Consider the following 23,958-nt stretch of genomic DNA (forward strand, 5'->3'; position numbering starts at 1 on the left):
TTGGCAAAGAACGTTGCCTTAGACCTCCATCCTGCAGGGCGAAGGGCCTTCAGTTGCTGATCGAACGCGCTTCAATATGCGCGTTTGATGATTCAGCTGTTTTGAAGATTCTGATCATGGGGGGAACCCGATTTGTCGGCAAGCCTCTGGTTACTCGACTTCAGGCCCAAGGCCATGCGCTCACGTTGTTCACACGAGGCCGCCATTCTTTACCAGATGGTGTGGAACATCTCAGTGGTGATCGAACCACTCCTGAGGGGCTGAGTCGTCTTCAAGGCCGAAGCTTCGATGTCATCGTCGACAGCTCAGGGCGCAAGCTTGAAGACAGTCAAAGGGTGGTGGCCTGTACAGGAGAGCCAAAGCATCGTTTCCTCTATGTCAGTTCCGCTGGCGTCTATGCAGATTCCGAAGAGTGGCCACTGAATGAGGAGAGTGCAACCGACCCGAACAGTCGTCATGCCGGCAAGGCTCAGACCGAATCATGGCTGCTTCAGCAAGGAATTCCCTTTACCAGTTTCCGACCTACTTACATCTATGGTCCTGGTAATTACAACCCAATTGAACGTTGGTTTTTCGATCGTATCGTCCATAATCGACCGGTTCCTTTGCCACGAGATGGCACCACCATCACCCAATTGGGGCATGTTGTTGATCTGGCTGATGCCATGGTTCGTTCCCTTGAGGTGGAGACAGCAACGAATCGCATTTACAACTGTTCCAGCAAGCGTGGTATCACCTTCAGGGGCTTGATTGCAGCGGCAGCAAGGGCTTGTGGCAAAGATCCAAATGCCGTTGAGCTTCGTTCTTTTGATCCTTCAGGCCTGAATCCCAAAGCTCGTAAGGCCTTCCCGCTAAGGCTGAGTCATTTCCTTACCGATATCACCAGGGTGGAGCGGGAATTGGCCTGGCAGCCACGCTTTGACCTTGAGACTGGCCTCGAAGATAGCTACTGCAACGACTACTCCTTGAAGCCAACGGCTGAACCAGATTTCAGTGCCGATCAATCCTTGATCGGGGTTTGATGTATGCCACCGCAGAGCTAAACGCCAGGATCAGAGATGGCCAGAACAACCACCAGCCCAGGTGCTGCATATTTAGGCAAAAGTTGTGGCTTCCCCAACTAGGCGGCCACAACAACAGCAGCATGCTTAGGAATTGAAGGATCGTCTTTGCTTTACCTCCCCAAGAAGCAGGAGCACCAGATGAGGCTTGAGCACGCCAACCGGAAATCAGTAGTTCCCTGGCCAGCAGTAACCAGATCGACCAAACAGGCAAGGCCTCGTTGCTGGCCAACCAGATCATTGGTGCTGCTAGAAGAAGCTTGTCAGCAAGCGGGTCCAGGCGAGCGCCCCAGCTACTACCACCACCAGCTCTGCGGGCCAGCCAGCCATCGGCGGCGTCGCTAAGCCCTGCCAGCAACAACAACACCCATGCCAGAGCAGGCTGACCCAATTGAAGCAACAACACCAGGGGGAGACCTGCGACAGACCTCCCCACGGTTAGAGCATTTGCCGATCTTCTCAGTGTTGATGGTGAACCGAGGCGGGATGGTGCACTCACAGGCTCAGAATGAATGAACTTGCATGTGATTCATGGTGCTCCAGCAGACGGTGAAGGATGTCATGTCAACGCCGGTTCTCAGTGTCGTGCCAGCCACATCTCTGCAGGAGGCTGTTCAACTACTGAGTGATCACCACATCAGTGGCCTGCCAGTTGTCAACGACGATGGCACGCTTGTGGGGGAACTCACTGAGCAAGATCTGATGGTGCGCGAGAGCGGCGTTGATGCTGGTCCGTATGTGTTACTGCTCGACAGTGTTATCTACTTGCGCAACCCCCTTAACTGGGATAAGCAAGTTCACCAAGTGCTTGGTACCAGCGTCAACGACTTGATGCGCAGCGACACCCATACCTGCAATGAAGCACTGCCATTACCAAGGGCCGCTGCCATGCTTCATGACCGCAGTACGCAGCGCTTATTTGTAATCAACGATCAGCGCAAACTTGTTGGGGTGATTACCCGGGGTGATGTTGTTCGAGCTTTATCAATGCAGGGTGACTAGTGCCTATCGAAGCTCGCGAATATGCAATAGCCAATATTGAGGCGTAGGGAATTGAACACGATTCAAATTGGCAAGTCCTTATCGGTAGGAGCCTGCTATGAAAACGATTGATTGAACTGTTAATTGATCAGTCCTACCTCTGATGCAGACAGCGGTGGTGGAGGTAATAGCGGTAGTGGTGGAGTTCCGATCAGTGGGGGAGGCTCGATTTCGTCTGGATTGTCATGGATCGGGTCTCTTCGTTGATGGATCTCCTGGCCTGGAGGCAGGGCCTTGCCTTCCCGAAGCAACAAAGGTGGTGGCAGATCAGGTGGAAGCAGGGGGGTGCCCCATTCCAGATCCGTTCTCAAGGGGTCGTTATCTTGAAGATTCGAAGGTGAATCAAACTTTTCGGGCATTTCGAGCAATACCAGTGGATCTGCCGTAATCGGCGGTTCCCGCAAAGGAGCTCGATCACTATTACGAGCCAGAAAAGTGCTTTGGCTATCGCTGGGAATGGTAGTGCCGGGCTTGGGCGCCCAGATCATCCTGGCGATGGGCTCCACACCTTGCTCGATCAATCGATTCAGTCCAGCTAGGGCCCTGTCGAACAGTCTTCCGCCCGGCCATTGTTGGCAATTAACTCCATTGCAGTCTTGCGCCCCATCAATCCTGGGGCTGAGAGAGGCTGCCAAGGTGCCCTGAAGTTGGAAGCGCCGTTCACTGAGCCTCAGGAGATAGGGAACATGCACAAAGCTTGTGACACCACCGCTGATCCAATTGGCGTCATCCTCCGTAAAGCCCTTGACGCCTGGAATGATCAAACGACTCTTGGAGGCATGGTCTGGCATGTAAGCCGCCACAAGGCCACGGCTGCGGGCTAAATCCTTGCTCTGTTCAAGGGTTAACCCATCTCTGCTCATTAATACCTCTATACGCCCGTCTTGTCGCAGGCCCATGATCATCCTGATGCGAGGAAGGTAGTAGCGGATCCGCTGGCCCATGCTGATGCTGTATGCGCCCTTGTAGCGAGGAGGAGGCGCTTCCAGATCGTTGTAAATGCTGTGTAGTCCACCGATAAAGGTGTCGTAGGTGGAGGCACGATTGGCTGTTAGTTCTCCGTAACCGAAGTCAACTCTGCCGTTGTAGCGAATGCCTATGTAGGCGCGTTGGATGGAGGCAGCGCGGTTACGACTTCTCCAGACGCGTTGACCCAACTTGAGATCTCCAAGGGGAACTGTGATCTCTTGGCCACCAATGTCGACATGCCTCTCGTACATCGGACCAGAGACAAATGCCAGTGAAGAGGAGTCCTGGAAAGCGTCCTGTTCTCTATCCCAGCCTTCAAGAAGGCCGAACTTCACTTTACGTGGATCAAAATCGAGTGCGTACGCATCATCGTTTGGTCGATAGCGAAAGGGAGCATTCACTTGTCTCTTAATGCTCTCTGGGACGACTTGACTTGGGTTGAAACGTTCGGGTGCTTTCGGAGCCAGAGCCACAAGACCAGCAAAAACAGTGAGCGGCAACCCCATCACAAGTAAGCGTTTGGATAGCTGAGATCTCCTACGCTGAGGCCGCCGTCGCCGCCTTGGCGGAGAGGCTGTGCGACCAGCACGTCTAAGTGGGGCTGCCTTTGCTTTGGTTGTAGCTGTTTTCGTTCGGGGCAAGTAAAAAAATGGCTACCTTCACCATCATCAAATTCAGCTAAAGCTCACTGCATCAATGGCTTCCCGTCAACTCCCTAGATGAAAGAAGTCGTTAGTGAATGGCTTCTTACTCAAAAATGAAACAGGCAAAAACGTTCGAGCTTCAAACCTTCTCTACCAGAATTTATAACCTTCTCATGATTCCAAAAGGGTTTTCTGTACTGAATTTTGATCGCTTTCAAGCCTTTTCATAGTCAATGCTTGTTAGCCGTATTTTTTCTGCATCCGTTTTCTATTCCTAGCAACATCAATGTTGCTTAGGGAAGAATTTGGCTTGGCTGGCTTTGTCATGCCATCGAAACGCGATCAATCTGTTTGACCTAGTTACACCGTCTGATGCTGTCTTATTCAAAGGTTGTGGTTGCGTGAGGAAACCATCTGCAAAACTTGCAAGCACTTAAGGCTTACAAAAGGAAATAGCAAAACGCTCATCAGGGCTGTTGATCGCAATCTAAGATGACCTTTGCATTCGTAGCTTCTAGATGACTCTTTTTCTGATTAGTGCCCTGGTTGGATCCGTTCTGGCAATGATTTTGATCGTTCGTCGCCTTGAACAGAAATAAGCTGGTGCTTGTCTCTCCTCTGAAGTTCTTGCTCAGACTGGTCTTACAACCTTTCTTGTCTTGGTGGTGTGGATAAGAATCGTACGCATTCCTATGGCAGCCTTAGGTGAGATGGGCTTTTCAGTTCGTGTATAGGCGATTGATGAGCGGCATGAATTTAAAGAGACGGCTCTCCGTTGCTGCCTTGATTGTCATGGCGACTCCGTCTCCCCTTCAGGCAATGGCTTTGAGGGTTGGAGTGAGTGGTTCGCCACCATTTGTGGACAAGAAAGCTGGTGTATATGAGGGAATTAGTGTTGAAGTTTGGCGACAAATTGCCAATGCAGAGAAGCTTGAATACTTTCTCATTCCATATCCCAACATAGATTCGAACATCAAGGCTGTGGCTGATGGAAAGATTGATTTAGCCATCGGGCCTATCAGCATTACGCCAGATCGAGTAGCAAGAAATGGGATTGAATTCACGCAACCTTATTTCTATGCAGAGGAGGGTGTTTTAGTACCATCACAGCCACCCGGACTGTGGGAAAGGATCAAGCCTCTCTTTGGTGTCGCTGCTTTATCTTCTATCACTTTCTTGCTCTTTACACTCTTCTGTGTAGGCAATCTGATTTGGCTTGCAGAGCGAAAACGCAACCCTGAACATTTTCCGCCTCAATATATAAAGGGTCTAGGGAATGGGCTTTGGTTTGCCTTGGTTACACTCACAACCGTAGGTTACGGAGACCGTGCACCTTTAACGAAAGCAGGAAGGTCTATAGCAGGGGTCTGGATGGTAATTTCGCTAGTATCAGTGTCGACAATTACTGCAGGATTGGCTTCGGCATTTACCGTCTCGCTATCTCAGACGCAATTGCCTGGGGTCATGAAACCATCGGATTTGGATGGTGAATTAATTGGTGTAGTTACTGGCACCACAGGTGTATCTTTAGCCAGATCATATGGTGCACGGCCGTTTCCAGTACCAACCCTTAAGGAAGCCATTCATCTAATCAAGAGAAATAAAGTCTCAGGAGTGATCTCAGACACACCTATCTTGAGTTATTATATGAAAAACAATCCAGACAAATCTCTGACATTAGCACCTTTTAGACTTTCCCTTCAGACCTATGGATTTGTCGTGCCTAGTGATAGTCAATTGGAACGTTTGATTAATATTGAACTCCTTCGTCTTGAACGCAGTCATCAAGTTAAAGCGATAAGCGACAGGCTTTTGAAATAATTCCTCTAATCTAATACTCACAAACATTTAGTTTTGCAGCTGACACCTCAGCACTGCTAGCGCTTCATCGGGTAGTCCCAAAAATTGATCCAGCCATGCGGCTCCACTGAGTGGCACGATGGCGACGCCCACAAGTACGGCATTGCCATCCGCATCAAGTGCCTGTCCTTGTACATGATGGCGCTGACTCTCAACCTTTCCACTGCTGAGGCATGTATTCACAGTCAGATCAGGAGCAGTGAGCCAACTGCCAACTGTGAAACAGAATTGCGCTTTAAACTGAAGTGATAGTTCACCACTATCGGGCGCGAAAGACCCTTCAAGCTTTTGGGTTGTAATGCTGATGTTCAAACCAGGAGGCATTGGCAAGCCAAGTATCTGTGTTGTGCGCCAGCTGAGAGCAGGAATGATCAGGTTTTTTGGATCAAAGCGAAGACTTCTCAGCCCATCTTGATTTAAAGGCCCTAGCAGGCCGTCTCCACCTCCACCTCTAGCGTCATAACTAAAAGCTGGATAAGCACCGATGGCTAGACGACATCCTTTCTGGCTGGTAAGATGCATTACGGAGGACAAAATAACAACTTGGCAGATCCCCACATTGACAGAGGTTAAGAGCAGGTGTATTCAGATCAACTTATAAAATTAATAAGCGCTGCCTACATTGACTCTCCATAGATGCAGTATTTAATTAGAACTATTTTACACTGGATGACTAAGTCGATCAACGATCGACTCAAAAGATTCGAAACAAATCATTGCCGCAGAAGCTATAAAGATACTTTTATCTCAATATTATTTTCATAGAGATTGAGACTATAAACATCCAGTAAACCGCCCCTCCAACTCATCAATACAGCAAAGACGAACCAACAACACTATTTAGTCAACCTTCTAATACTGCACTTACGTCAGCATCTAAACAGTCAAGATCCTCGCTATTTAGTAGAACTGGTCGTCACCCGTCTAACTGACGATGACGACGCAGTCCATCTTCAATCAAGAACGAGGCAAGGCTGCTACAGCTACGGCTTTCTGCAAGGGCATGCTGCTTGAGCCGATTCATCAAACCCACCGGCAGGGTCACATTGAGGCGTTCCGACTGAGCAGAATCGGCCACCATTGCTGCACTTGGAGCCTCTTGAGAGAATCGTTGGCGCTCTTGCAGCTCGGCCATTGGGTTCTGCAGTGACGACACTTTGACGTCTTAGCTTGGCATCAATAGTTCAGCAATAACTTGCCATTCATGCCCACAAGCTCTCTATGGCAATCTTCGAGTCGTCTATCGATCAGCTCTGAGGACCGGTATTTACTGTTGACTTCTTAATCTCTGCTTTGTCGAAGGAGAACTCCATGCGATCGCTGCCATTGAAGCTTGCTCCAGGCAGCGACCTGCTGATAAGCCTTCAAAAAATAGCTCAGGAACAGAACAGCTCAGGTTTTGTTCTTGGTGTGGTTGGCAATCTTTCGCGTGCAGCATTTCAGTGTCCTGGTCAGTCAGGGCCTACTGTCCTCGAGGGAAACTTGGAGATCATCACTCTGAATGGCACAGTTTCTCCCAATAGTGTGCATCTGCATCTAAGCCTCTCTGATAGTGCCTGTCAGGTATGGGGTGGCCATCTTGAACCAGGAACCCTTGTGCTCAAGGGTGCTGATCTGTTGGTGGGTTTATTAGATCAGTCTCTCCCACAAGAGCCTTCTGATCCTTCTAAGACACCAAGGGTCGAAATTGCTGTTCTGCCTGGTTGCCCTTGGTCGACCAGAGCTCTGCGGATGCTTGGTTCTCTTTCCATTCCGCACACCGTTAAGAGCATCGACAATGATGCCTCTTTCAAGGCGTTCAATCAGCGTAGTGAGCTCAATACTTTCCCTCAGGTGTTCATCGATGGTGAGTTGATTGGCGGTTACGATGAACTATCGAAAATGCATGCTTCTGGCCAACTAGAGACACTGCGATGAGTAGTGATCAAGGCAAAGCAACTACAGCAAACTTTTGGGATGAAAAACCCTGGTGGTGTCAACCCTGGAGCATTCTGCTCACAGGTGTTGCTTGTGTCGCTGTCAGCTGGTGGTGGCCCAATCTGCTTTGGTTTACTGTTCTGATCGCTATAGGCGTGATCGGATGGTGGGGCTTGTTTCTCGTGCTAGCCCCAGGGATCTATCGCCAGCAGATTCAGCAGCAACTTTCGGAACAAGATCAAATCTCATCCTGATGGATCTCAATCTTTAAATATCACGCCCCATCATTGGATCAATCTCCAAACCAGCTTGGTCCTGAAAAACATCTCGTTAATTGCTCCGTTATGGCCTCGCTGCTAAAGATCCGGCCGCTGCAACGCAATGACATCGCTATGGTTACGCAATGGGCCAGGGCAGAAGGCTTTGCTCCTGGTGTTGGTGATGTAAGTATTTATCGTCATACCGACCGTCAGGGATTATGGGTCGGTTGGCTTGGCAATCAGCCTGTCGGTTGCATTGCTGGAGTTCGCTACAACGCCGCCTATGGCTTCATCGGATTGTTCCTTGTCATTCCGGAACATCGAGGTCATGGGTATGGAGTTGAGCTATGGGAACATGCTCTCGAGCATCTCGTTGATCTTCCTTGCGTTGGTTTAGAGGCTGCATACGATCGAATTGACGACTATGCCGGATGGGGTTTTGCAATTTCATCGCCGACAACTCGCTGGCAAAGGATTTGTGATGGCAACCTGATTGACGACGATGACTATTCCAATGGCGCAGGGTTGCAACTGCTTGAGGGTGATTCGATTCCCGCGATGGCTGTTCAGTCTTATGACGCCATACGTGAACCCAGCCCCCGCCCTCACTTCCTTTCCGATTGGCTTCAGCATCCTGCCGGTAATGTGTTGGCACTGGTAGATGGCAACGATTGTTGCCATGGATTTGGCAGGATCCGGCCTTGTTTATTACGTGATGGCGAAGGCTGGCGGATTGGGCCGCTATTGGCTGATAGTCCGCAACTCGCGGAGCTGTTGTTGAAGCGTTTGATCCAACGCCATCCAGGTATGGTGATCTTGGACGCACCTGGAGGAAACTCTTCGGCAGAGCCCCTGCTGAAACGACTTGGCTTCAGGGCTGTTTCTCAAACTTTGCGCATGTATCGCGGAGAACAACCATCTATTCCTTTAGACGAGGTTTATGGTTTGGCCTGCTTGGAGTTGGGCTAAAAAAAATCCTTCAATCAAGCTGGTTAATAAACCAGCTTGATTGAAGGATTTGAATCGATTGATTGACTTTTAACTACCAACCACTGCTGGCTTGGGCTTCAACATAGGCTGCTACATCAGCTATATCTGCTGCACTGAGGACGTCTGCAAAAGAAGGCATGCCGCCTTTACCGTTGGTGACCTGGGCAACAATTGCTTCTTCATGCCCTGAGCCGTAGTTGCTTAAGGTTGCTTCTAGGGCGGCTTTTTGAAGGGTCTTTGCAGGATCTACGATGTTGCCACCGCCAGCGTGGCATGCGGCACAAGTAGACGAGAAGACTTGTCCGCCATGGGCCGAGTCAGCAGCCATCACCCAAGAAGGAGCTGCAAAGCATACGGTGATAGCAAGGAGAGCTGAAAGTAGCCTACGCATCAGAAGCAGGTATCAACGCCAACCATTGTTGGTGATCAAATGGGCATTGAGCTCTTTTGGATAGAAGCTGTTATTAATTCAAATATTCACCGAAAGACCAACTCCTTGTTGATCTTTGCAGATCAAGGCGAAGCCTTGCTTGGCTAAGCAAGGGGGCAGGAATCTCCCTTTGATAGTTCAGTTGCTGGGTTTTTGCCTAGAGCAAAGAAAAGGGTTCTACTGGGTAGAACGTTCTTATCTCCCTTAACCACTAACCGATTCATCAAGATCTCCTAGTCAATTGCTGACTTTTTCCCATCAAAGGGCATTTCTTATCTAGTTATGGGTTGATGAAATCCTTCAGGGGCCCCATGTCGTTCTCAAAGAAGGCCCTTTTGCTCCTTTCTGTGGTCGTTCTCGGTGTTGGCATCACGGCTTGCAGCACCTCAGGGTCATCCGGCCGTCTCAGCGGAGCTGGTGCAACCTTCCCTGCAAAGATCTATACCCGTTGGTTCTCTGAGCTGGCCACGGCTGGGGGGCCACAGGTCAACTATCAAGCTGTTGGCTCTGGATCTGGTCGTAAAGCCTTCATTGATCAGACCGTGAGCTTCGCGGCATCGGATGATCCGATGAAGCAGGAGGATATTGACAAGGTTCAGCGTGGCTTGGTGCAAATCCCCATGGTGGGAGGCACCATCGCCTTTGGCTACAACCGCAACTGCGACCTGAAGTTGACCCAACAGCAAGCGGTTCAAGTTGCTCTTGGCAGCATCACTGATTGGAATCAACTCAATTGCCCTGCAGGCAAGATCACTTGGGTGCATCGCTCTGATGGCTCTGGCACCACCAAGGCATTTACCAATTCCATGCAGGCCTTTTCTAAACAATGGACCCTGGGAACCGGTAAATCAGTGGAATGGCCAGCAGGGGTGGGCGCCAAAGGGAATTCAGGTGTTGCTGGTGTGATTACAAACACACCAGGTGCCATCGGCTATGTGAATCAGTCATTCATCAAAGGAGAGGTCAAAGCTGCTGCACTTGAAAATCTCTCTGGCGAGTTCCTCAAGCCAAGTGTGAATACAGGAGCTGCTGCCCTCAATGGCATCCAGTTAGACGCCAATCTCGCTGGTACCAATCCAAACCCCACAGCCAAAGGGGCTTATCCGATTGCCACTCTCACCTGGTTGTTGGCATACAAAACTGGTAATGGCAGCAACCTTGATGCTCTTAAAACAACCTTTGACTACATGTTGAGTGATGAGGCTCAGGCGCAAGCTGATGGTTTGGGATTTGTTCCCCTTCAAGGCAAAATTCTGGGCAAAGCTCGTAGTGCCGTTGGCTTGGTCAGCAAGTGATCAAATCACTAGATTCAATTAACTGGTCTTTTCCCAATCATTAGAAGTGGGGGGCTAATCAATTCCTTTAGAAATCTGCCTGTTCCGTTGGCCTATATTTTTTCTCGTTTAGAAGCCAATATGTTGTGATCCAATGCTGATTAATTAGGCTTAACCACTGGTAGGTATCAAGAGCCAGATGCATGGTTACTATGGTTTCTTTTACGTTGTTTCTCCTCAAGAAGTTCGCTTTCAAGTTGTTCAATCAGCTTGGTAACAAGTGCCTGAAACTCAGGTTGGCAGCCTCGAAATGCCGCCTTGTGACGAATGGGTTCGTTACGAGTGCGCAGGTCGGTAAGCATCAGCTGCAAGGCATCAATTTTGGCATTGGTGTTCATGACCAGACTCTCCTCATATGACGACACTATGACGCCAGAGCATTGATATTTTTAAGTGCTTGTTGCATTGTGATTAGCTTCAGATCAGGGTTGCTCGTGACCTCAATAATGCGGCCAATTGACGAAGGAGTCTTGAGGGCTTCGATACAGCAACGCGCAACTAATCGTCTTGGAATTCTAGCGTCTTCCTGACAATCGGCCGCTGTATAAAGGATCCCTTCTTTCTCCAGGTTCTCTTCTCGATCGTTCAGGCCACCTGGTCTGATCACAGTCCAATCGAGACCGCTTTGCTCAAGTGCCTGTTCTCCTAGACGTTTCCAAACCAAGATCAGACCAAAAAGGTTGAGTGGATGCAGCCATCGTCCGGCACAGAGCGAACTAACCAGAACAACCCTTTTGACGCCAACCCTTTGGCAACTGGCGATTTGATGTCTTACTCCTAAGGCATCCACCCGCGCAGGGCCGGTTAGATCTGCAGAGGGTCTGGCTCCTGTTGCGAGCACAAGCGCGTCGCAGCCTTCAAGTGCTTGATCGAGGGCTGTTTCATCTGCCAATGACAAGCGCCGTAGATCGCATTGGCTCAAATTGGCGGGCAAAAGGGAGCTTGGACGAAGCAACAGGCGCACCTGATTCCCTTTCTTTAGGGCTTCCTCGGCAACTCGATAGCCGGTTTTGCCAGAGGCTCCACTGATGGCCAGCTTGATGCCCATGTCGATTTGCTGAAGATTGCACAAGGTCTAGCGAAAATATATATAGAACGCTGTTGTTTGATCAATGCTCTAGCTTCAAAACGCTTGGATTTTCGCCTTAGCAATTCGATTCATCACTGGTAGAGCCATCATTCAAGCCTGCTGGAGAACCGTTCTTAGGTTCGAAATGTCAGGGAAGATCAGCTTTCATCGCACATTATTGATCTGCACCTCTGCTGATTACTGCGATGCCTTAATGGAGTTGTAGGGAAGTTGCAGCACAATAAAATGGTGAATCATGCAATTGTCATTTCAAAGCATCTTGAGTGAACCAATCCAAACGCAAACAGATACCGACCTTTCGGTTATTACTCCCTCTCATCATTGTGGGGATTGCTTGGCTGCAGGAGAGTATTGATCAGCTATTTTTTTCGGGGAGTTGGAATCTGCCATTAGGGCCTGGTATGCCTTGGTGGAGTGTACTTACAGCTCCATTTAGCCATGCAGGTTTTGGCCATCTGATCTCTAACACAATTATGTTTTTACCTTTGAGCTGGTTGGTGCTAACCAAGGGCTATCGTGATTACATTGCTGTTTTGATCGCTGTTGTTGTGATGGAAATACCTGTTTGGTTGTTTTGGCCTAGGGGCAGCCATGGCATGTCGGGCGTTATTTATGGACTGCTTGGTTATCTCCTGCTAATCGGTTTTCTTGAGAGCAGTTTCTGGGCGATTATTCTATCAATAATCTGCCTGATTCTTTTTGGCAATTATTTAACTGCTTTAATCCCTGGAGTTTCTCCAGCTGGAGTCAGCTGGATCGGGCATGCTAGTGGATTTCTTGGAGGTATTTTTGCTGCACTTGCAATTTCAGGGGTACCATCAGAGAATACAACATCTCGTTATTGATATAGAGAGAAAAGATGAAAATACTTACGATGCCTTTGCTAACTCAATGCATCTTGCATTCATTATTCAATTTCACAAGTCATTTAGACAAGCATAGACTCGACTCACTAACTAAAGACTTTGTCGCCAATTCGCTTGTTTTTACTTTTTAAAATCAGCATAAAAATAGATGCCTTGTTGGTCAAGACATCTATAGCTAGAAACTTTTCCACTTATTCAGAGGCTGAGTCTTCTCAAGCCTTGTAGAATCAAGATTACCCTGCTCTGTTTGCTACAGAAAGCCTTAAACTACCAATTCATCTGTTGCACCTCCTAATGATTGTCCAGAGGTTGCCATCGGTTCAGCAATCATGATTGGATTAGAGCCTGATGACGTAGTTTCTAGAGTCGATGCTGTTCCAGCCATGATTGCCTCTACTTCCGGGGAAGCCTCAACAACTGTGAAGACACCTTCTTCAAAAGTTGTTGATGCTGTCCAAAGGTTGTTGACTGCAGTGCCTTGACTAGATGTCTCAACAGAAATTGTTGTTGATTCAACCGCAATATTAGTGATTGAATCGAAACCATGTTCAACTGGCTCAACATCAATTTCGACAATTGATGTTGCTACTTCTTCGATAGGCTGATTAATGATCAAATCAGCTTCAAGCACTTCCAATTCAGTATTTTCACCGGTTGGAATTATTACTTGAATATCCACCTCAGAATCAACATTATTGTTGCCAAATAGAGCCATGTCTACATTCTGAAGCGTGCTAAGAACAACGCTCGACTCATCGCCTGCGATGCCATCCACATCGAAGCTTACGATTGTGTCATCTCCATCCTGCATCAGGCTGACATAACCGCTAGAGAATGCATTTGAACCGTCATAATTTATAGCCAGATTATTCAGTAGCTCGTCGAAGTTGAGGCTATCACCATGATCGCCAACCTCGAAATCGGTAATGATTAAAGGAGTGTTGGAGCTGAACGATGGGACGGAATCAGCAATGGTCTCATTCACAATATCTATAATCAGATCAGTTGTGAATTCAGGAACAGTAGGTAAAGTTATTTCGGCAACCAAATCCTCACCTGCAGGACCTGGGAATGGGACTGGATCTATTCCAACAGGCGATGGCGATGGCAAGGGTTCGGCACTTAACCATGAATTACTAAACAGACTATTGTAGTAATCCACAGTAAAGATAAGTTTGTCGGAACCAGCACCTGTGATGTAGGTGATTCCATAACCACCATGTACCTCTAGTTCATCTTCACCATCTCCGCCATCGAATACGGCGTTGAAGGTATTTTCACCATAAAGTTGGACAATATCATCGCCACTAGCACCCAGGATTGTGCTATTTACTGTTCCTCCCTTGATGCTTGCGAAGTCCTCTCCTTGACCTAGGTAAATAATGCTGTCTTTAAGACCAACAACATTTGTTTCTCCACTACTGCTGAATGCAGATGCGCTGATTTCAACTTGATCATCACCTTTCCCTAAATTAAAGATACTCTTGACAGCGCCAATAGCTTCAACAAACCCCCGACCGAAACCAGTCGCATTAGCATTGATTTCTAGGCTGTCATCACCACTACCTGTATCGATGGAGCTGTTTTCAGCCCCGTAGGCAGGATCCCAAACATTGGAGTTTGTAGTGGCATTAATTTCAACGTTGTCATCACCAGAACCTGTATCCAGTGCGCTATCACGCATGCCCCAGGCATTGGTGTGACCACCATTGGCGCGAGCATTAATTTCAACTTGATCATCTCCAGAGCCGGTATCGAGGCTTGATGAATCAAGACCAACTGCTTCTGCATCACCTCCTCTACCAAAGCTGCGCGCAGATGCATTGATTTCAACGTCATCATCACCACTACCTGTATCGACATCGCTGTCTTTAAGACCAAAGGCCTGAACCTCTCCGAATCTTGTTGTTGCTCTGGCGTTGATTTCTAGGCTGTCATCACCACTACCTGTATCGATGGAGCTGTTTTCAGCCCCGTAGGCAGGATCCCAAACATTGGAGTTTGTAGTGGCATTAATTTCAACGTTGTCATCACCAGAACCTGTATCCAGTGCGCTATCACGCATGCCCCAGGCATTGGTGTGACCACCATTGGCGCGAGCATTAATTTCAACTTGATCATCTCCAGAGCCGGTATCGAGGCTTGATGAATCAAGACCAACTGCTTCTGCATCACCTCCTCTACCAAAGCTGCGCGCAGATGCATTGATTTCAACGTCATCATCACCACTACCTGTATCGACATCGCTGTCTTTAAGACCAAAGGCCTGAACCTCTCCGAATCTTGTTGTTGCTCTGGCGTTGATTTCTAGGCTGTCATCACCACTACCTGTATCGATGGAGCTGTTTTCAGCCCCGTAGGCAGGATCCCAAACATTGGAGTTTGTAGTGGCATTAATTTCAACGTTGTCATCACCAGAACCTGTATCCAGTGCGCTATCACGCATGCCCCAGGCATTGGTGTGACCACCATTGGCGCGAGCATTAATTTCAACTTGATCATCTCCAGAGCCGGTATCGAGGCTTGATGAATCAAGACCAACTGCTTCTGCATCACCTCCTCTACCAAAGCTGCGCGCAGATGCATTGATTTCAACGTCATCATCACCACTACCTGTATCGACATCGCTGTCTTTAAGACCAAAGGCCTGAACCTCTCCGAATCTTGTTGTTGCTCTGGCGTTGATTTCTAGGCTGTCATCACCACTACCTGTATCGATGGAGCTGTTTTCAGCCCCGTAGGCAGGATCCCAAACATTGGAGTTTGTAGTGGCATTAATTTCAACGTTGTCATCACCAGAACCTGTATCCAGTGCGCTATCACGCATGCCCCAGGCATTGGTGTGACCACCATTGGCGCGAGCATTAATTTCAACTTGATCATCTCCAGAGCCGGTATCGAGGCTTGATGAATCAAGACCAACTGCTTCTGCATCACCTCCTCTACCAAAGCTGCGCGCAGATGCATTGATTTCAACGTCATCATCACCACTACCTGTATCGACATCGCTGTCTTTAAGACCAAAGGCCTGAACCTCTCCGAATCTTGTTGTTGCTCTGGCGTTGATTTCTAGGCTGTCATCACCACTACCTGTATCGATGGAGCTGTTTTCAGCCCCGTAGGCAGGATCCCAAACATTGGAGTTTGTAGTGGCATTAATTTCAACGTTGTCATCACCAGAACCTGTATCCAGTGCGCTATCACGCATGCCCCAGGCATTGGTGTGACCACCATTGGCGCGAGCATTAATTTCAACTTGATCATCTCCAGAGCCGGTATCGAGGCTTGATGAATCAAGACCAACTGCTTCTGCATCACCTCCTCTACCAAAGCTGCGCGCAGATGCATTGATTTCAACGTCATCATCACCACTACCTGTATCGACATCGCTGTCTTTAAGACCAAAGGCCTGAACCTCTCCGAATCTTGTTGTTGCTCTGGCGTTGATTTCTAGGCTGTCATCACCACTACCTGTATCGATGGAGCTGTTTTCAGCCCCGTAGGCAGGATCCCAAACATTGGAGTTTGTAGTGGCATTAATTTCAACGTTGTCATCACCAGAACCTGTATCCAGTGCGCTATCACGCATGCCCCAGGCATTGGTGTGACCACCATTGGCGCGAGCATTAATTTCAACTTGATCATCTCCAGAGCCGGTATCGAGGCTTGATGAATCAAGACCAACTGCTTCTGCATCACCTCCTCTACCAAAGCTGCGCGCAGATGCATTGATTTCAACGTCATCATCACCACTACCTGTATCGACATCGCTGTCTTTAAGACCAAAGGCCTGAACCTCTCCGAATCTTGTTGTTGCTCTGGCGTTGATTTCTAGGCTGTCATCACCACTACCTGTATCGATGGAGCTGTTTTCAGCCCCGTAGGCAGGATCCCAAACATTGGAGTTTGTAGTGGCATTAATTTCAACGTTGTCATCACCAGAACCTGTATCCAGTGCGCTATCACGCATGCCCCAGGCATTGGTGTGACCACCATTGGCGCGAGCATTAATTTCAACTTGATCATCTCCAGAGCCGGTATCGAGGCTTGATGAATCAAGACCAACTGCTTCTGCATCACCTCCTCTACCAAAGCTGCGCGCAGATGCATTGATTTCAACGTCATCATCACCACTACCTGTATCGACATCGCTGTCTTTAAGACCAAAGGCCTGAACCTCTCCGAATCTTGTTGTTGCTCTGGCGTTGATTTCTAGGCTGTCATCACCACTACCTGTATCGATGGAGCTGTTTTCAGCCCCGTAGGCAGGATCCCAAACATTGGAGTTTGTAGTGGCATTAATTTCAACGTTGTCATCACCAGAACCTGTATCCAGTGCGCTATCACGCATGCCCCAGGCATTGGTGTGACCACCATTGGCGCGAGCATTAATTTCAACTTGATCATCTCCAGAGCCGGTATCGAGGCTTGATGAATCAAGACCAACTGCTTCTGCATCACCTCCTCTACCAAAGCTGCGCGCAGATGCATTGATTTCAACGTCATCATCACCACTACCTGTATCGACATCGCTGTCTTTAAGACCAAAGGCCTGAACCTCTCCGAATCTTGTTGTTGCTCTGGCGTTGATTTCTAGGCTGTCATCACCACTACCTGTATCGATGGAGCTGTTTTCAGCCCCGTAGGCAGGATCCCAAACATTGGAGTTTGTAGTGGCATTAATTTCAACGTTGTCATCACCAGAACCTGTATCCAGTGCGCTATCACGCATGCCCCAGGCATTGGTGTGACCACCATTGGCGCGAGCATTAATTTCAACTTGATCATCTCCAGAGCCGGTATCGAGGCTTGATGAATCAAGACCAACTGCTTCTGCATCACCTCCTCTACCAAAGCTGCGCGCAGATGCATTGATTTCAACGTCATCATCACCACTACCTGTATCGACATCGCTGTCTTTAAGACCAAAGGCCTGAACCTCTCCGAATCTTGTTGTTGCTCTGGCGTTGATTTCTAGGCTGTCATCACCACTACCTGTATCGATGGAGCTGTTTTCAGCCCCGTAGGCAGGATCCCAAACATTGGAGTTTGTAGTGGCATTAATTTCAACGTTGTCATCACCAGAACCTGTATCCAGTGCGCTATCACGCATGCCCCAGGCATTGGTGTGACCACCATTGGCGCGAGCATTAATTTCAACTTGATCATCTCCAGAGCCGGTATCGAGGCTTGATGAATCAAGACCAACTGCTTCTGCATCACCTCCTCTACCAAAGCTGCGCGCAGATGCATTGATTTCAACGTCATCATCACCACTACCTGTATCGACATCGCTGTCTTTAAGACCAAAGGCCTGAACCTCTCCGAATCTTGTTGTTGCTCTGGCGTTGATTTCTAGGCTGTCATCACCACTACCTGTATCGATGGAGCTGTTTTCAGCCCCGTAGGCAGGATCCCAAACATTGGAGTTTGTAGTGGCATTAATTTCAACGTTGTCATCACCAGAACCTGTATCCAGTGCGCTATCACGCATGCCCCAGGCATTGGTGTGACCACCATTGGCGCGAGCATTAATTTCAACTTGATCATCTCCAGAGCCGGTATCGAGGCTTGATGAATCAAGACCAACTGCTTCTGCATCACCTCCTCTACCAAAGCTGCGCGCAGATGCATTGATTTCAACGTCATCATCACCACTACCTGTATCGACATCGCTGTCTTTAAGACCAAAGGCCTGAACCTCTCCGAATCTTGTTGTTGCTCTGGCGTTGATTTCTAGGCTGTCATCACCACTACCTGTATCGATGGAGCTGTTTTCAGCCCCGTAGGCAGGATCCCAAACATTGGAGTTTGTAGTGGCATTAATTTCAACGTTGTCATCACCAGAACCTGTATCCAGTGCGCTATCACGCATGCCCCAGGCATTGGTGTGACCACCATTGGCGCGAGCATTAATTTCAACTTGATCATCTCCAGAGCCGGTATCGAGGCTTGATGAATCAAGACCAACTGCTTCTGCATCACCTCCTCTACCAAAGCTGCGCGCAGATGCATTGATTTCAACGTCATCATCACCACTACCTGTATCGACATCGCTGTCTTTAAGACCAAAGGCCTGAACCTCTCCGAATCTTGTTGTTGCTCTGGCGTTGATTTCTAGGCTGTCATCACCACTACCTGTATCGATGGAGCTGTTTTCAGCCCCGTAGGCAGGATCCCAAACATTGGAGTTTGTAGTGGCATTAATTTCAACGTTGTCATCACCAGAACCTGTATCCAGTGCGCTATCACGCATGCCCCAGGCATTGGTGTGACCACCATTGGCGCGAGCATTAATTTCAACTTGATCATCTCCAGAGCCGGTATCGAGGCTTGATGAATCAAGACCAACTGCTTCTGCATCACCTCCTCTACCAAAGCTGCGCGCAGATGCATTGATTTCAACGTCATCATCACCACTACCTGTATCGACATCGCTGTCTTTAAGACCAAAGGCCTGAACCTCTCCGAATCTTGTTGTTGCTCTGGCGTTGATTTCTAGGCTGTCATCACCACTACCTGTATCGATGGAGCTGTTTTCAGCCCCGTAGGCAGGATCCCAAACATTGGAGTTTGTAGTGGCATTAATTTCAACGTTGTCATCACCAGAACCTGTATCCAGTGCGCTATCACGCATGCCCCAGGCATTGGTGTGACCACCATTGGCGCGAGCATTAATTTCAACTTGATCATCTCCAGAGCCGGTATCGAGGCTTGATGAATCAAGACCAACTGCTTCTGCATAACCACCACGGCTGCGCGCAGATGCATTGATGTTTAGGCGATCAGCGCCAGAACCTGTTTCAAGGCTGGAATCATCAAGACCAACAGCTTCTGCGTCACCTCTATTGGTGCGAGCAGATGCATTGACATTGGCTTGATTGCCAGTGAAATCAATATTACTGTCTTCAATACCTGTTGCTTGAGCATTGCCACCGCGGCCTGCATTAGCACTTGACCTGATATTGAGCCGATCGGTATTAACCTCAATATCTTGGTTGTCAAGAGCTTTAGACTCGGCGTCTTGCCATGGCATCCATCGTCTTGCGCTGTCGAAGAAGTTTGTTGACGAAGTCATTTTCTTGAATTGATAAATGTGCGTTTAAAAAGGGCTTACCCTTCGTCAATAGGTTTTCTTGTTTGAGACATTTACGTTGTGATTCCATTCACCATGAGCTGTGAGCTTCATCACAGGCCGATGATGTATAAACGAGAATTGGTCAGAATTTAAAAAAGCCCAAGGGCTTATCATCTATTGGATACTTTGAAAAATTCCCAATACACATTGCCTGGAAATTATGTTCAAGTACATTTTGGATTAGTATTAAATAGTCAGCATGCCAAAAGCTTCTTCCTGTCTAAATAGCAGCTTTGTTACAGATTTAAAACTAACAGAAGATATCTAAGGATCAAAATCAATTCCTTTTATGTAAATTAGATTAAAATAGATTTATCATGATTGCTGTCAGATGGAAAATCATGGTTTGTTCCAAATCACTGGTCTAAGTCGCTTCGGATAAAGTTCTTGACACAAGTCACAAGTTGTTCCATCGCAACCTCTTGCTGTACAGTGCTCTCTTCCATAATAAATAAACTGAAGATGTAACTTGTTCCATGCAGTCTTGGGGAAAATTGATTTGAGATCTTTTTCAGTCTGAATTACGCTTCTTCCATTAGACAAACCCCATCTTTGGGCAAGTCGATGGATATGAGTGTCCACTGGAAAAGTAGGCACTCCAAATGCTTGTGCCATGACAACACTTGCTGTTTTGTGGCCGACACCAGGGAGTGACTCTAGATCAATAAAATTTTGTGGAACGCAAGACTCAAAACGATCAACTATAATTTCTGAAAGTTTGTGGATATTTTTGGCCTTTTGATTAGCCAGGCCTAATTGTCGAATAAACCCTAGGATCTTACTTTCCCCTAATTGAAACATTTCTTCTGGAGTTGGTGCTGATTTAAATAGGGCCGGTGTTACTTCATTTACTTTCTTGTCAGTGCATTGCGCACTTAAAACGACTGCAACCAACAAAGAGAAATCGTCACTATGGATAAGAGGAATAGGTGGATGAGGATAGTACTCATTTAGTCGGCGCATAATCGTTAGCGCACGATCATGTTTTTTCACTCGCTTTTCATTTCATTTAGAAGTTTGTCTTTTGGGTTCTGGCTTACATACAGGTGATAGGATTCTAAATGCCAAGTAATATTAGACGCCTATACGAACCAAAGCATTCGCTTGATATTTTTTTGTTATTGAATGATTGTCTACTCATGAAACAGGATCACTTCAACCGAAGGTACTTCCGTTCCAACCCCAGAGTCGAGCAGGGACATCCTCAAAGCCGATATAGGTTCGATCAGCTGGAATACCAAGATTTTGCTCGATGTGGCCACACACGAGTTCGCTCACTTCTTGCGTACGGCTACCATCGAGAGCTCCAATGCTTTTCACCTCCACATAGCAAGTCGGTTCAGTATTTCCCGAAAATGTCATTGGCACACCACATTGAAGAGATGTCATCACATATTTCTCTGGTTTCCCCAGTAGCTCGGCAAGCTTGCTAGAGAGTTCTTGCAGCAGTGAGTTGGCATCAGCTACAGCTGGAACTGATGCTTGGATGTTGATCAAGGGCATGGACGCAATTGCCTTTTAAGAAGTCTTTAGGAAACTATGCCATTTATCTCGATGCTTAGCTGCTAAATCAGCTACGGCATTCACTAATTGTTGGACTACAGTAAACCGAGCAAAACATTTCAACTTCAAGGTTAACACAATCTATGGAACAAAAAAAAGAATGGGTCGTCAAACGGGATGCTAAATCTTCTAATTTATCATCAACAATCCTTGCATTCATTGTCAATGGTGATTATATTTAGAATAGCAAAACTCTTGCATTAACGCATTTCCCTAGGGCTAATTAAATCTACAGAAAAACCATTTCATCCTTTTTCTGAAACTAAACTTGCAGATCTATTCAACACACCTCTATAAAGCCTTCGCTGTATACTTGATAGATATCAAAAGCGAATACTGTTATTCATTGTATTCATCATCATAAACCTTGAAGACACGATGCTCTGCCTGCATGAATGTATACTTCAATCCATATTTAAAGTGCTAATGACAGGCAATTCCTCGCCAATGAATCTGACTGCGAATATGGTATTTATAGCAGTTATTGAGTTCTTCTAGCACCCACAGTTATCTAGCTAGCTTTACAATAGGGTTAGTCAAGTTGATCATTATAAACAGATAATTATTTGACATAGATGCCTGCCATTCTAGCGATCTTTAATTGCTTCTATGGAGACAAAATCCTTGTACAGATCATGCATTCTGCTCGCTATAAGTTATTTTTCATGAATAACATTTGAAACTATACGGCTTGACTTGAATCCAAGCAGCCCCATGAACAGGATGACTGGCCTTTTGTTTGAACCAAAGCCTGACTCTTGACCAAAAAACCAACACGCTCATTTTTCTGCTTTTTTTGCTACTACACCCCCAACCAAGCGACCCGAATCAATAGCTACCTCTAGATGTAATAAATATCACGCTCCAAACAAGCATTGATCAGTGCTTGATGGGTGAGAATGATTCATCTGCTTGTGACAATTGTCATCTATTGGGGTCGCTGTTGACTCAAAAATCTCTAGTAGATGCTCGGATCTATCTGACAGCAATGGATCTTGGAAACCTGCCACACTCATCACCCTTGGTTCTGCCACCAGTAGTTATGGCGAGGAAGAGTTCCCTTCCCTCCGTCAACCATTACACAATGCGTCTTGTCCGATAACAGTCAGTAGTCAACTGGAATCGCTGGAATCACTTCAACTCACAGTAGGGCAGAGCATTCTGCTGTCCTCTCAGACGGATCAATCTCGCTACGTGCGGCTGTTTTTTCAGCAGGGCATTGCCAGGATCTCAGGCTCTTTCGGAGATCATTTTCCTGATATCACTTTGGCCTTTTGTGGTGATTCTGAATCTAGTTGGCTTCGATTACCCGACGGCAGTAACTTTTTACTTGAGGCACTCACGAATAGTTCAATTGGCCTTCATTACGCAGACAACTGCCCGAAAGAGCAAGATCTCCTATGGGATTGGCTATTTGATTTTCATCTTGTCAGGCATCCAGTCGGAGCCGAAGCAAGGTTAGTTGCTCTTTTAAAGCTTCTGATTGGTCGCTTTGGCATCCGTAGAAGTGAAGGTTATGAATTGCCCTTTCCCCTTGGCCATGCACGCATGGCCGAACTGATTGGGGCCACGCGCTCCACTGTTACTCGTCAGATCACCTTGTTTCGGAACAAGAATGATCTTCAGCTGATTGAACCTGGCGGGACTTTTCTGCTCTCGGCACGACTTATCGAATCCACCCCAGCTATGGATATACGATTTTGATTACTAACCACTTGCAAATCAAGGGCCTCTGGTATCACTACGGTGATGGATCAGCAGAAGGTTGGACACTGCAATCCATCAATATGAACCTCCAGAGAGGTGAGCTCGTTGGTTTGTTGGGACCTTCCGGTTGTGGCAAAACAACCTTGCTGCGATTGATTGCTGGATTTGAACAGCCTGTGCGAGGGACGATCTGCATCGATGATCACGAGGTCGCAAGCTCACGGGGAATGCTGCCACCCGAGCGCCGCAGCATAGGCATGGTGTTTCAGGATTATGCTCTTTTCCCCCATCTCGATGCCTGGCGCAATACCTGTTTTGGTTTACGCCGCGGCCAAGACACCAGCCGAGCAGAATGGCTGCTTGAGATGCTTGGCCTAGCGGATCTTCGCAACCGTTATCCGCATCAGCTTTCTGGAGGCCAACGCCAACGCTTGGCACTGGCAAGGGCATTGGCCCCAGGGTCATCACTCGTACTTCTTGATGAACCCTTTTCCAACCTTGATGTTGAGGTACGTCTGCGTTTGCGCAGCGAGCTTGCAGGTGTTCTTCAAACATGTGGTGCCAGTGGTCTGCTTGTGACACATGATCCTCAAGAAGCCCTGGCAATCTGCGATCGGGTTGCGGTCCTGCGCAATGGTGAGCTTCATCAGTGCGCATCACCCTCTGATCTGGTGCAAAAACCAGCCACACCTTTTGTTGGTCGTTTTGTGCTCCAAGGGAACCTGCTTCCTCTCAACATGGGTGGCGAACATTGGCTGACGCCGATTGGTCCTCTCTCAAAACCTACGGAACCGAACGCTGCTAAGGCAACAGAGTTAATGGTCGATGATCAGGCTCTTCAGATTCAGCAGGATCCCAGAGGCGAGGCTCTGATTCAAGGTCGCGAGTTTCTTGGTAGTCACTGGTTGTTGCGTGTGGAGCTTGGAAATCACACGTTGCGTGTACGTCAACCACTTGAACGTCCTGTCAAGACAGGCGAGCGCTGCTTTGTCGCCTTCCGCGCGGGACAAAAAGGCCTTCTTTTCCCCGGAGCGATTCCATGCCCACTTTGTTGAGGGCAATGCTTGACCTCCAAGGCCTAACAAGTG

The 23,958-nt window shown here is 47.8% G+C and carries 20 protein-coding genes; 10 read left to right on the forward strand and 10 right to left on the reverse strand.

The window, feature by feature from the left end; translation table 11 throughout:
- Positions 1-116 precede the first annotated feature (116 nt).
- Positions 117-1,022, forward strand: a complete 906-nt coding sequence (locus tag SIB41_RS06220) for an NAD-dependent epimerase/dehydratase family protein (RefSeq protein WP_197524593.1) — start codon at positions 117-119, stop codon at positions 1,020-1,022.
- On the opposite strand, the gene SIB41_RS06225 is transcribed toward SIB41_RS06220, so the two are convergent.
- Positions 991-1,560, reverse strand: a complete 570-nt coding sequence (locus tag SIB41_RS06225) for a CDP-alcohol phosphatidyltransferase family protein (protein ID WP_011129897.1) — start codon at positions 1,558-1,560, stop codon at positions 991-993. The two genes, SIB41_RS06220 and SIB41_RS06225, sit on opposite strands and share 32 nt — an antisense overlap.
- A gap of 32 nt (positions 1,561-1,592) precedes the next feature.
- On the opposite strand from SIB41_RS06225, the gene SIB41_RS06230 reads away from it, so the two are divergent.
- Complete coding sequence (locus SIB41_RS06230) at positions 1,593-2,063, forward strand: CBS domain-containing protein (protein WP_041384304.1); 471 nt, start codon at positions 1,593-1,595, stop codon at positions 2,061-2,063.
- Positions 2,064-2,182: 119 nt separating this feature from the next.
- Here the strand turns inward: SIB41_RS06230 and SIB41_RS06235 are convergent, their stop codons facing one another.
- Positions 2,183-3,712, reverse strand: coding sequence for a hypothetical protein (locus SIB41_RS06235; protein ID WP_413361273.1), 1,530 nt, complete (start codon positions 3,710-3,712; stop codon positions 2,183-2,185).
- Between the two features lie 744 nt (positions 3,713-4,456).
- On the opposite strand from SIB41_RS06235, the gene SIB41_RS06240 reads away from it, so the two are divergent.
- A complete protein-coding gene (locus SIB41_RS06240) occupies positions 4,457-5,536 on the forward strand; it encodes a transporter substrate-binding domain-containing protein (protein ID WP_413361275.1) in 1,080 nt (359 codons plus the stop codon).
- A gap of 27 nt (positions 5,537-5,563) precedes the next feature.
- On the opposite strand, the gene SIB41_RS06245 is transcribed toward SIB41_RS06240, so the two are convergent.
- Both SIB41_RS06245 and SIB41_RS06250 read right to left on the reverse strand, forming a co-directional pair.
- On the reverse strand, positions 5,564-6,097 hold the full coding sequence (locus SIB41_RS06245) for a hypothetical protein (protein WP_063420327.1): 534 nt from the start codon (positions 6,095-6,097) through the stop codon (positions 5,564-5,566).
- Positions 6,098-6,491: 394 nt separating this feature from the next.
- Positions 6,492-6,710, reverse strand: coding sequence for a ribbon-helix-helix domain-containing protein (locus SIB41_RS06250; protein WP_011129892.1), 219 nt, complete (start codon positions 6,708-6,710; stop codon positions 6,492-6,494).
- Positions 6,711-6,886: 176 nt separating this feature from the next.
- Between SIB41_RS06250 and SIB41_RS06255 the strand changes: the two genes are divergently transcribed.
- The 3 genes from SIB41_RS06255 (at position 6,887) to SIB41_RS06265 (ending at position 8,721) form a co-directional block, all read left to right on the forward strand.
- The gene (locus SIB41_RS06255) at positions 6,887-7,492 is read left to right on the forward strand and encodes a PCC domain-containing protein (RefSeq protein WP_413361278.1); all 606 of its coding nucleotides are present in this window, start codon (positions 6,887-6,889) and stop codon (positions 7,490-7,492) included.
- Positions 7,489-7,746 carry a DUF6737 family protein gene (locus SIB41_RS06260; RefSeq protein WP_413361280.1) on the forward strand — a complete coding sequence of 86 codons (258 nt, stop codon included), beginning with the start codon at positions 7,489-7,491 and terminating at the stop codon, positions 7,744-7,746. The genes SIB41_RS06255 and SIB41_RS06260 overlap by 4 nt, the downstream gene beginning before the upstream one ends.
- 90 nt (positions 7,747-7,836) lie before the next feature.
- Positions 7,837-8,721 carry a GNAT family N-acetyltransferase gene (locus SIB41_RS06265; RefSeq protein ID WP_413361282.1) on the forward strand — a complete coding sequence of 295 codons (885 nt, stop codon included), beginning with the start codon at positions 7,837-7,839 and terminating at the stop codon, positions 8,719-8,721.
- Between the two features lie 73 nt (positions 8,722-8,794).
- On the opposite strand, the gene SIB41_RS06270 is transcribed toward SIB41_RS06265, so the two are convergent.
- Positions 8,795-9,133, reverse strand: a complete 339-nt coding sequence (locus SIB41_RS06270) for a c-type cytochrome (RefSeq protein ID WP_011129888.1) — start codon at positions 9,131-9,133, stop codon at positions 8,795-8,797.
- Between the two features lie 350 nt (positions 9,134-9,483).
- On the opposite strand from SIB41_RS06270, the gene pstS reads away from it, so the two are divergent.
- Positions 9,484-10,467, forward strand: a complete 984-nt coding sequence (gene pstS, locus SIB41_RS06275; RefSeq protein ID WP_413357614.1) for a phosphate ABC transporter substrate-binding protein PstS — start codon at positions 9,484-9,486, stop codon at positions 10,465-10,467.
- A gap of 167 nt (positions 10,468-10,634) precedes the next feature.
- Here pstS and SIB41_RS06280 read toward each other — a convergent pair whose 3' ends face one another.
- Together SIB41_RS06280 and SIB41_RS06285 are read right to left on the reverse strand one after the other, a co-directional pair.
- Positions 10,635-10,844: a hypothetical protein gene (locus SIB41_RS06280; RefSeq protein ID WP_413361442.1), complete on the reverse strand. Its 210-nt coding sequence runs from the start codon at positions 10,842-10,844 to the stop codon at positions 10,635-10,637.
- Between the two features lie 26 nt (positions 10,845-10,870).
- Positions 10,871-11,554: an SDR family oxidoreductase gene (locus SIB41_RS06285; protein ID WP_413357616.1), complete on the reverse strand. Its 684-nt coding sequence runs from the start codon at positions 11,552-11,554 to the stop codon at positions 10,871-10,873.
- Between the two features lie 305 nt (positions 11,555-11,859).
- On the opposite strand from SIB41_RS06285, the gene SIB41_RS06290 reads away from it, so the two are divergent.
- The gene (locus tag SIB41_RS06290) at positions 11,860-12,441 is read left to right on the forward strand and encodes a rhomboid family intramembrane serine protease (protein ID WP_413357618.1); all 582 of its coding nucleotides are present in this window, start codon (positions 11,860-11,862) and stop codon (positions 12,439-12,441) included.
- A 283-nt stretch (positions 12,442-12,724) separates the two neighbouring features.
- Here the strand turns inward: SIB41_RS06290 and SIB41_RS06295 are convergent, their stop codons facing one another.
- The 3 genes from SIB41_RS06295 to SIB41_RS06305 form a co-directional block, all read right to left on the reverse strand.
- A complete protein-coding gene (locus SIB41_RS06295; protein WP_413357620.1) occupies positions 12,725-19,540 on the reverse strand; it encodes a beta strand repeat-containing protein in 6,816 nt (2,271 codons plus the stop codon).
- A 399-nt stretch (positions 19,541-19,939) separates the two neighbouring features.
- Complete coding sequence (nth, locus tag SIB41_RS06300) at positions 19,940-20,593, reverse strand: endonuclease III (RefSeq protein ID WP_413357622.1); 654 nt, start codon at positions 20,591-20,593, stop codon at positions 19,940-19,942.
- Between the two features lie 162 nt (positions 20,594-20,755).
- Entirely contained in the window at positions 20,756-21,103 is a 348-nt protein-coding gene (locus tag SIB41_RS06305) for a phenylpyruvate tautomerase MIF-related protein (protein ID WP_063413951.1), read from the reverse strand.
- Positions 21,104-22,084: 981 nt separating this feature from the next.
- Here SIB41_RS06305 and SIB41_RS06310 point away from each other — a divergent pair.
- Both SIB41_RS06310 and SIB41_RS06315 read left to right on the forward strand, forming a co-directional pair.
- Complete coding sequence (locus tag SIB41_RS06310; protein ID WP_413357624.1) at positions 22,085-22,867, forward strand: helix-turn-helix domain-containing protein; 783 nt, start codon at positions 22,085-22,087, stop codon at positions 22,865-22,867.
- Entirely contained in the window at positions 22,867-23,925 is a 1,059-nt protein-coding gene (locus tag SIB41_RS06315) for an ABC transporter ATP-binding protein (RefSeq protein ID WP_413361444.1), read from the forward strand. Before SIB41_RS06310 ends, SIB41_RS06315 begins: the two co-directional genes overlap by 1 nt.
- Positions 23,926-23,958 lie beyond the last annotated feature (33 nt).

Origin of the sequence: Prochlorococcus sp. MIT 1201 (assembly GCF_047303415.1) — a bacterium.
In the GTDB taxonomy this organism is placed as follows: domain Bacteria; phylum Cyanobacteriota; class Cyanobacteriia; order PCC-6307; family Cyanobiaceae; genus Prochlorococcus; species Prochlorococcus marinus_D.

Excerpts from the sequence above, each read along its gene's own strand:
- SIB41_RS06230 (WP_041384304.1), top strand. The coding sequence starts at position 1,593 with ATGGTGCTCCAGCAGACGGTGAAGGATGTCATGTCAACGCCGGTTCTC.
- SIB41_RS06270 (WP_011129888.1), bottom strand. The coding sequence starts at position 9,133 with ATGCGTAGGCTACTTTCAGCTCTCCTTGCTATCACCGTATGCTTTGCA.
- SIB41_RS06255 (WP_413361278.1), top strand. The coding sequence starts at position 6,887 with ATGCGATCGCTGCCATTGAAGCTTGCTCCAGGCAGCGACCTGCTGATA.
- SIB41_RS06240 (WP_413361275.1), top strand. The coding sequence starts at position 4,457 with ATGAGCGGCATGAATTTAAAGAGACGGCTCTCCGTTGCTGCCTTGATT.
- SIB41_RS06285 (WP_413357616.1), bottom strand. The coding sequence starts at position 11,554 with ATGGGCATCAAGCTGGCCATCAGTGGAGCCTCTGGCAAAACCGGCTAT.
- SIB41_RS06245 (WP_063420327.1), bottom strand. The coding sequence starts at position 6,097 with ATGCATCTTACCAGCCAGAAAGGATGTCGTCTAGCCATCGGTGCTTAT.
- SIB41_RS06220 (WP_197524593.1), top strand. The coding sequence starts at position 117 with ATGGGGGGAACCCGATTTGTCGGCAAGCCTCTGGTTACTCGACTTCAG.
- pstS (WP_413357614.1), top strand. The coding sequence starts at position 9,484 with ATGTCGTTCTCAAAGAAGGCCCTTTTGCTCCTTTCTGTGGTCGTTCTC.
- SIB41_RS06250 (WP_011129892.1), bottom strand. The coding sequence starts at position 6,710 with ATGGCCGAGCTGCAAGAGCGCCAACGATTCTCTCAAGAGGCTCCAAGT.
- SIB41_RS06305 (WP_063413951.1), bottom strand. The coding sequence starts at position 21,103 with ATGCCCTTGATCAACATCCAAGCATCAGTTCCAGCTGTAGCTGATGCC.
- SIB41_RS06280 (WP_413361442.1), bottom strand. The coding sequence starts at position 10,844 with ATGAACACCAATGCCAAAATTGATGCCTTGCAGCTGATGCTTACCGAC.
- SIB41_RS06265 (WP_413361282.1), top strand. The coding sequence starts at position 7,837 with ATGGCCTCGCTGCTAAAGATCCGGCCGCTGCAACGCAATGACATCGCT.
- SIB41_RS06295 (WP_413357620.1), bottom strand. The coding sequence starts at position 19,540 with ATGACTTCGTCAACAAACTTCTTCGACAGCGCAAGACGATGGATGCCA.
- SIB41_RS06260 (WP_413361280.1), top strand. The coding sequence starts at position 7,489 with ATGAGTAGTGATCAAGGCAAAGCAACTACAGCAAACTTTTGGGATGAA.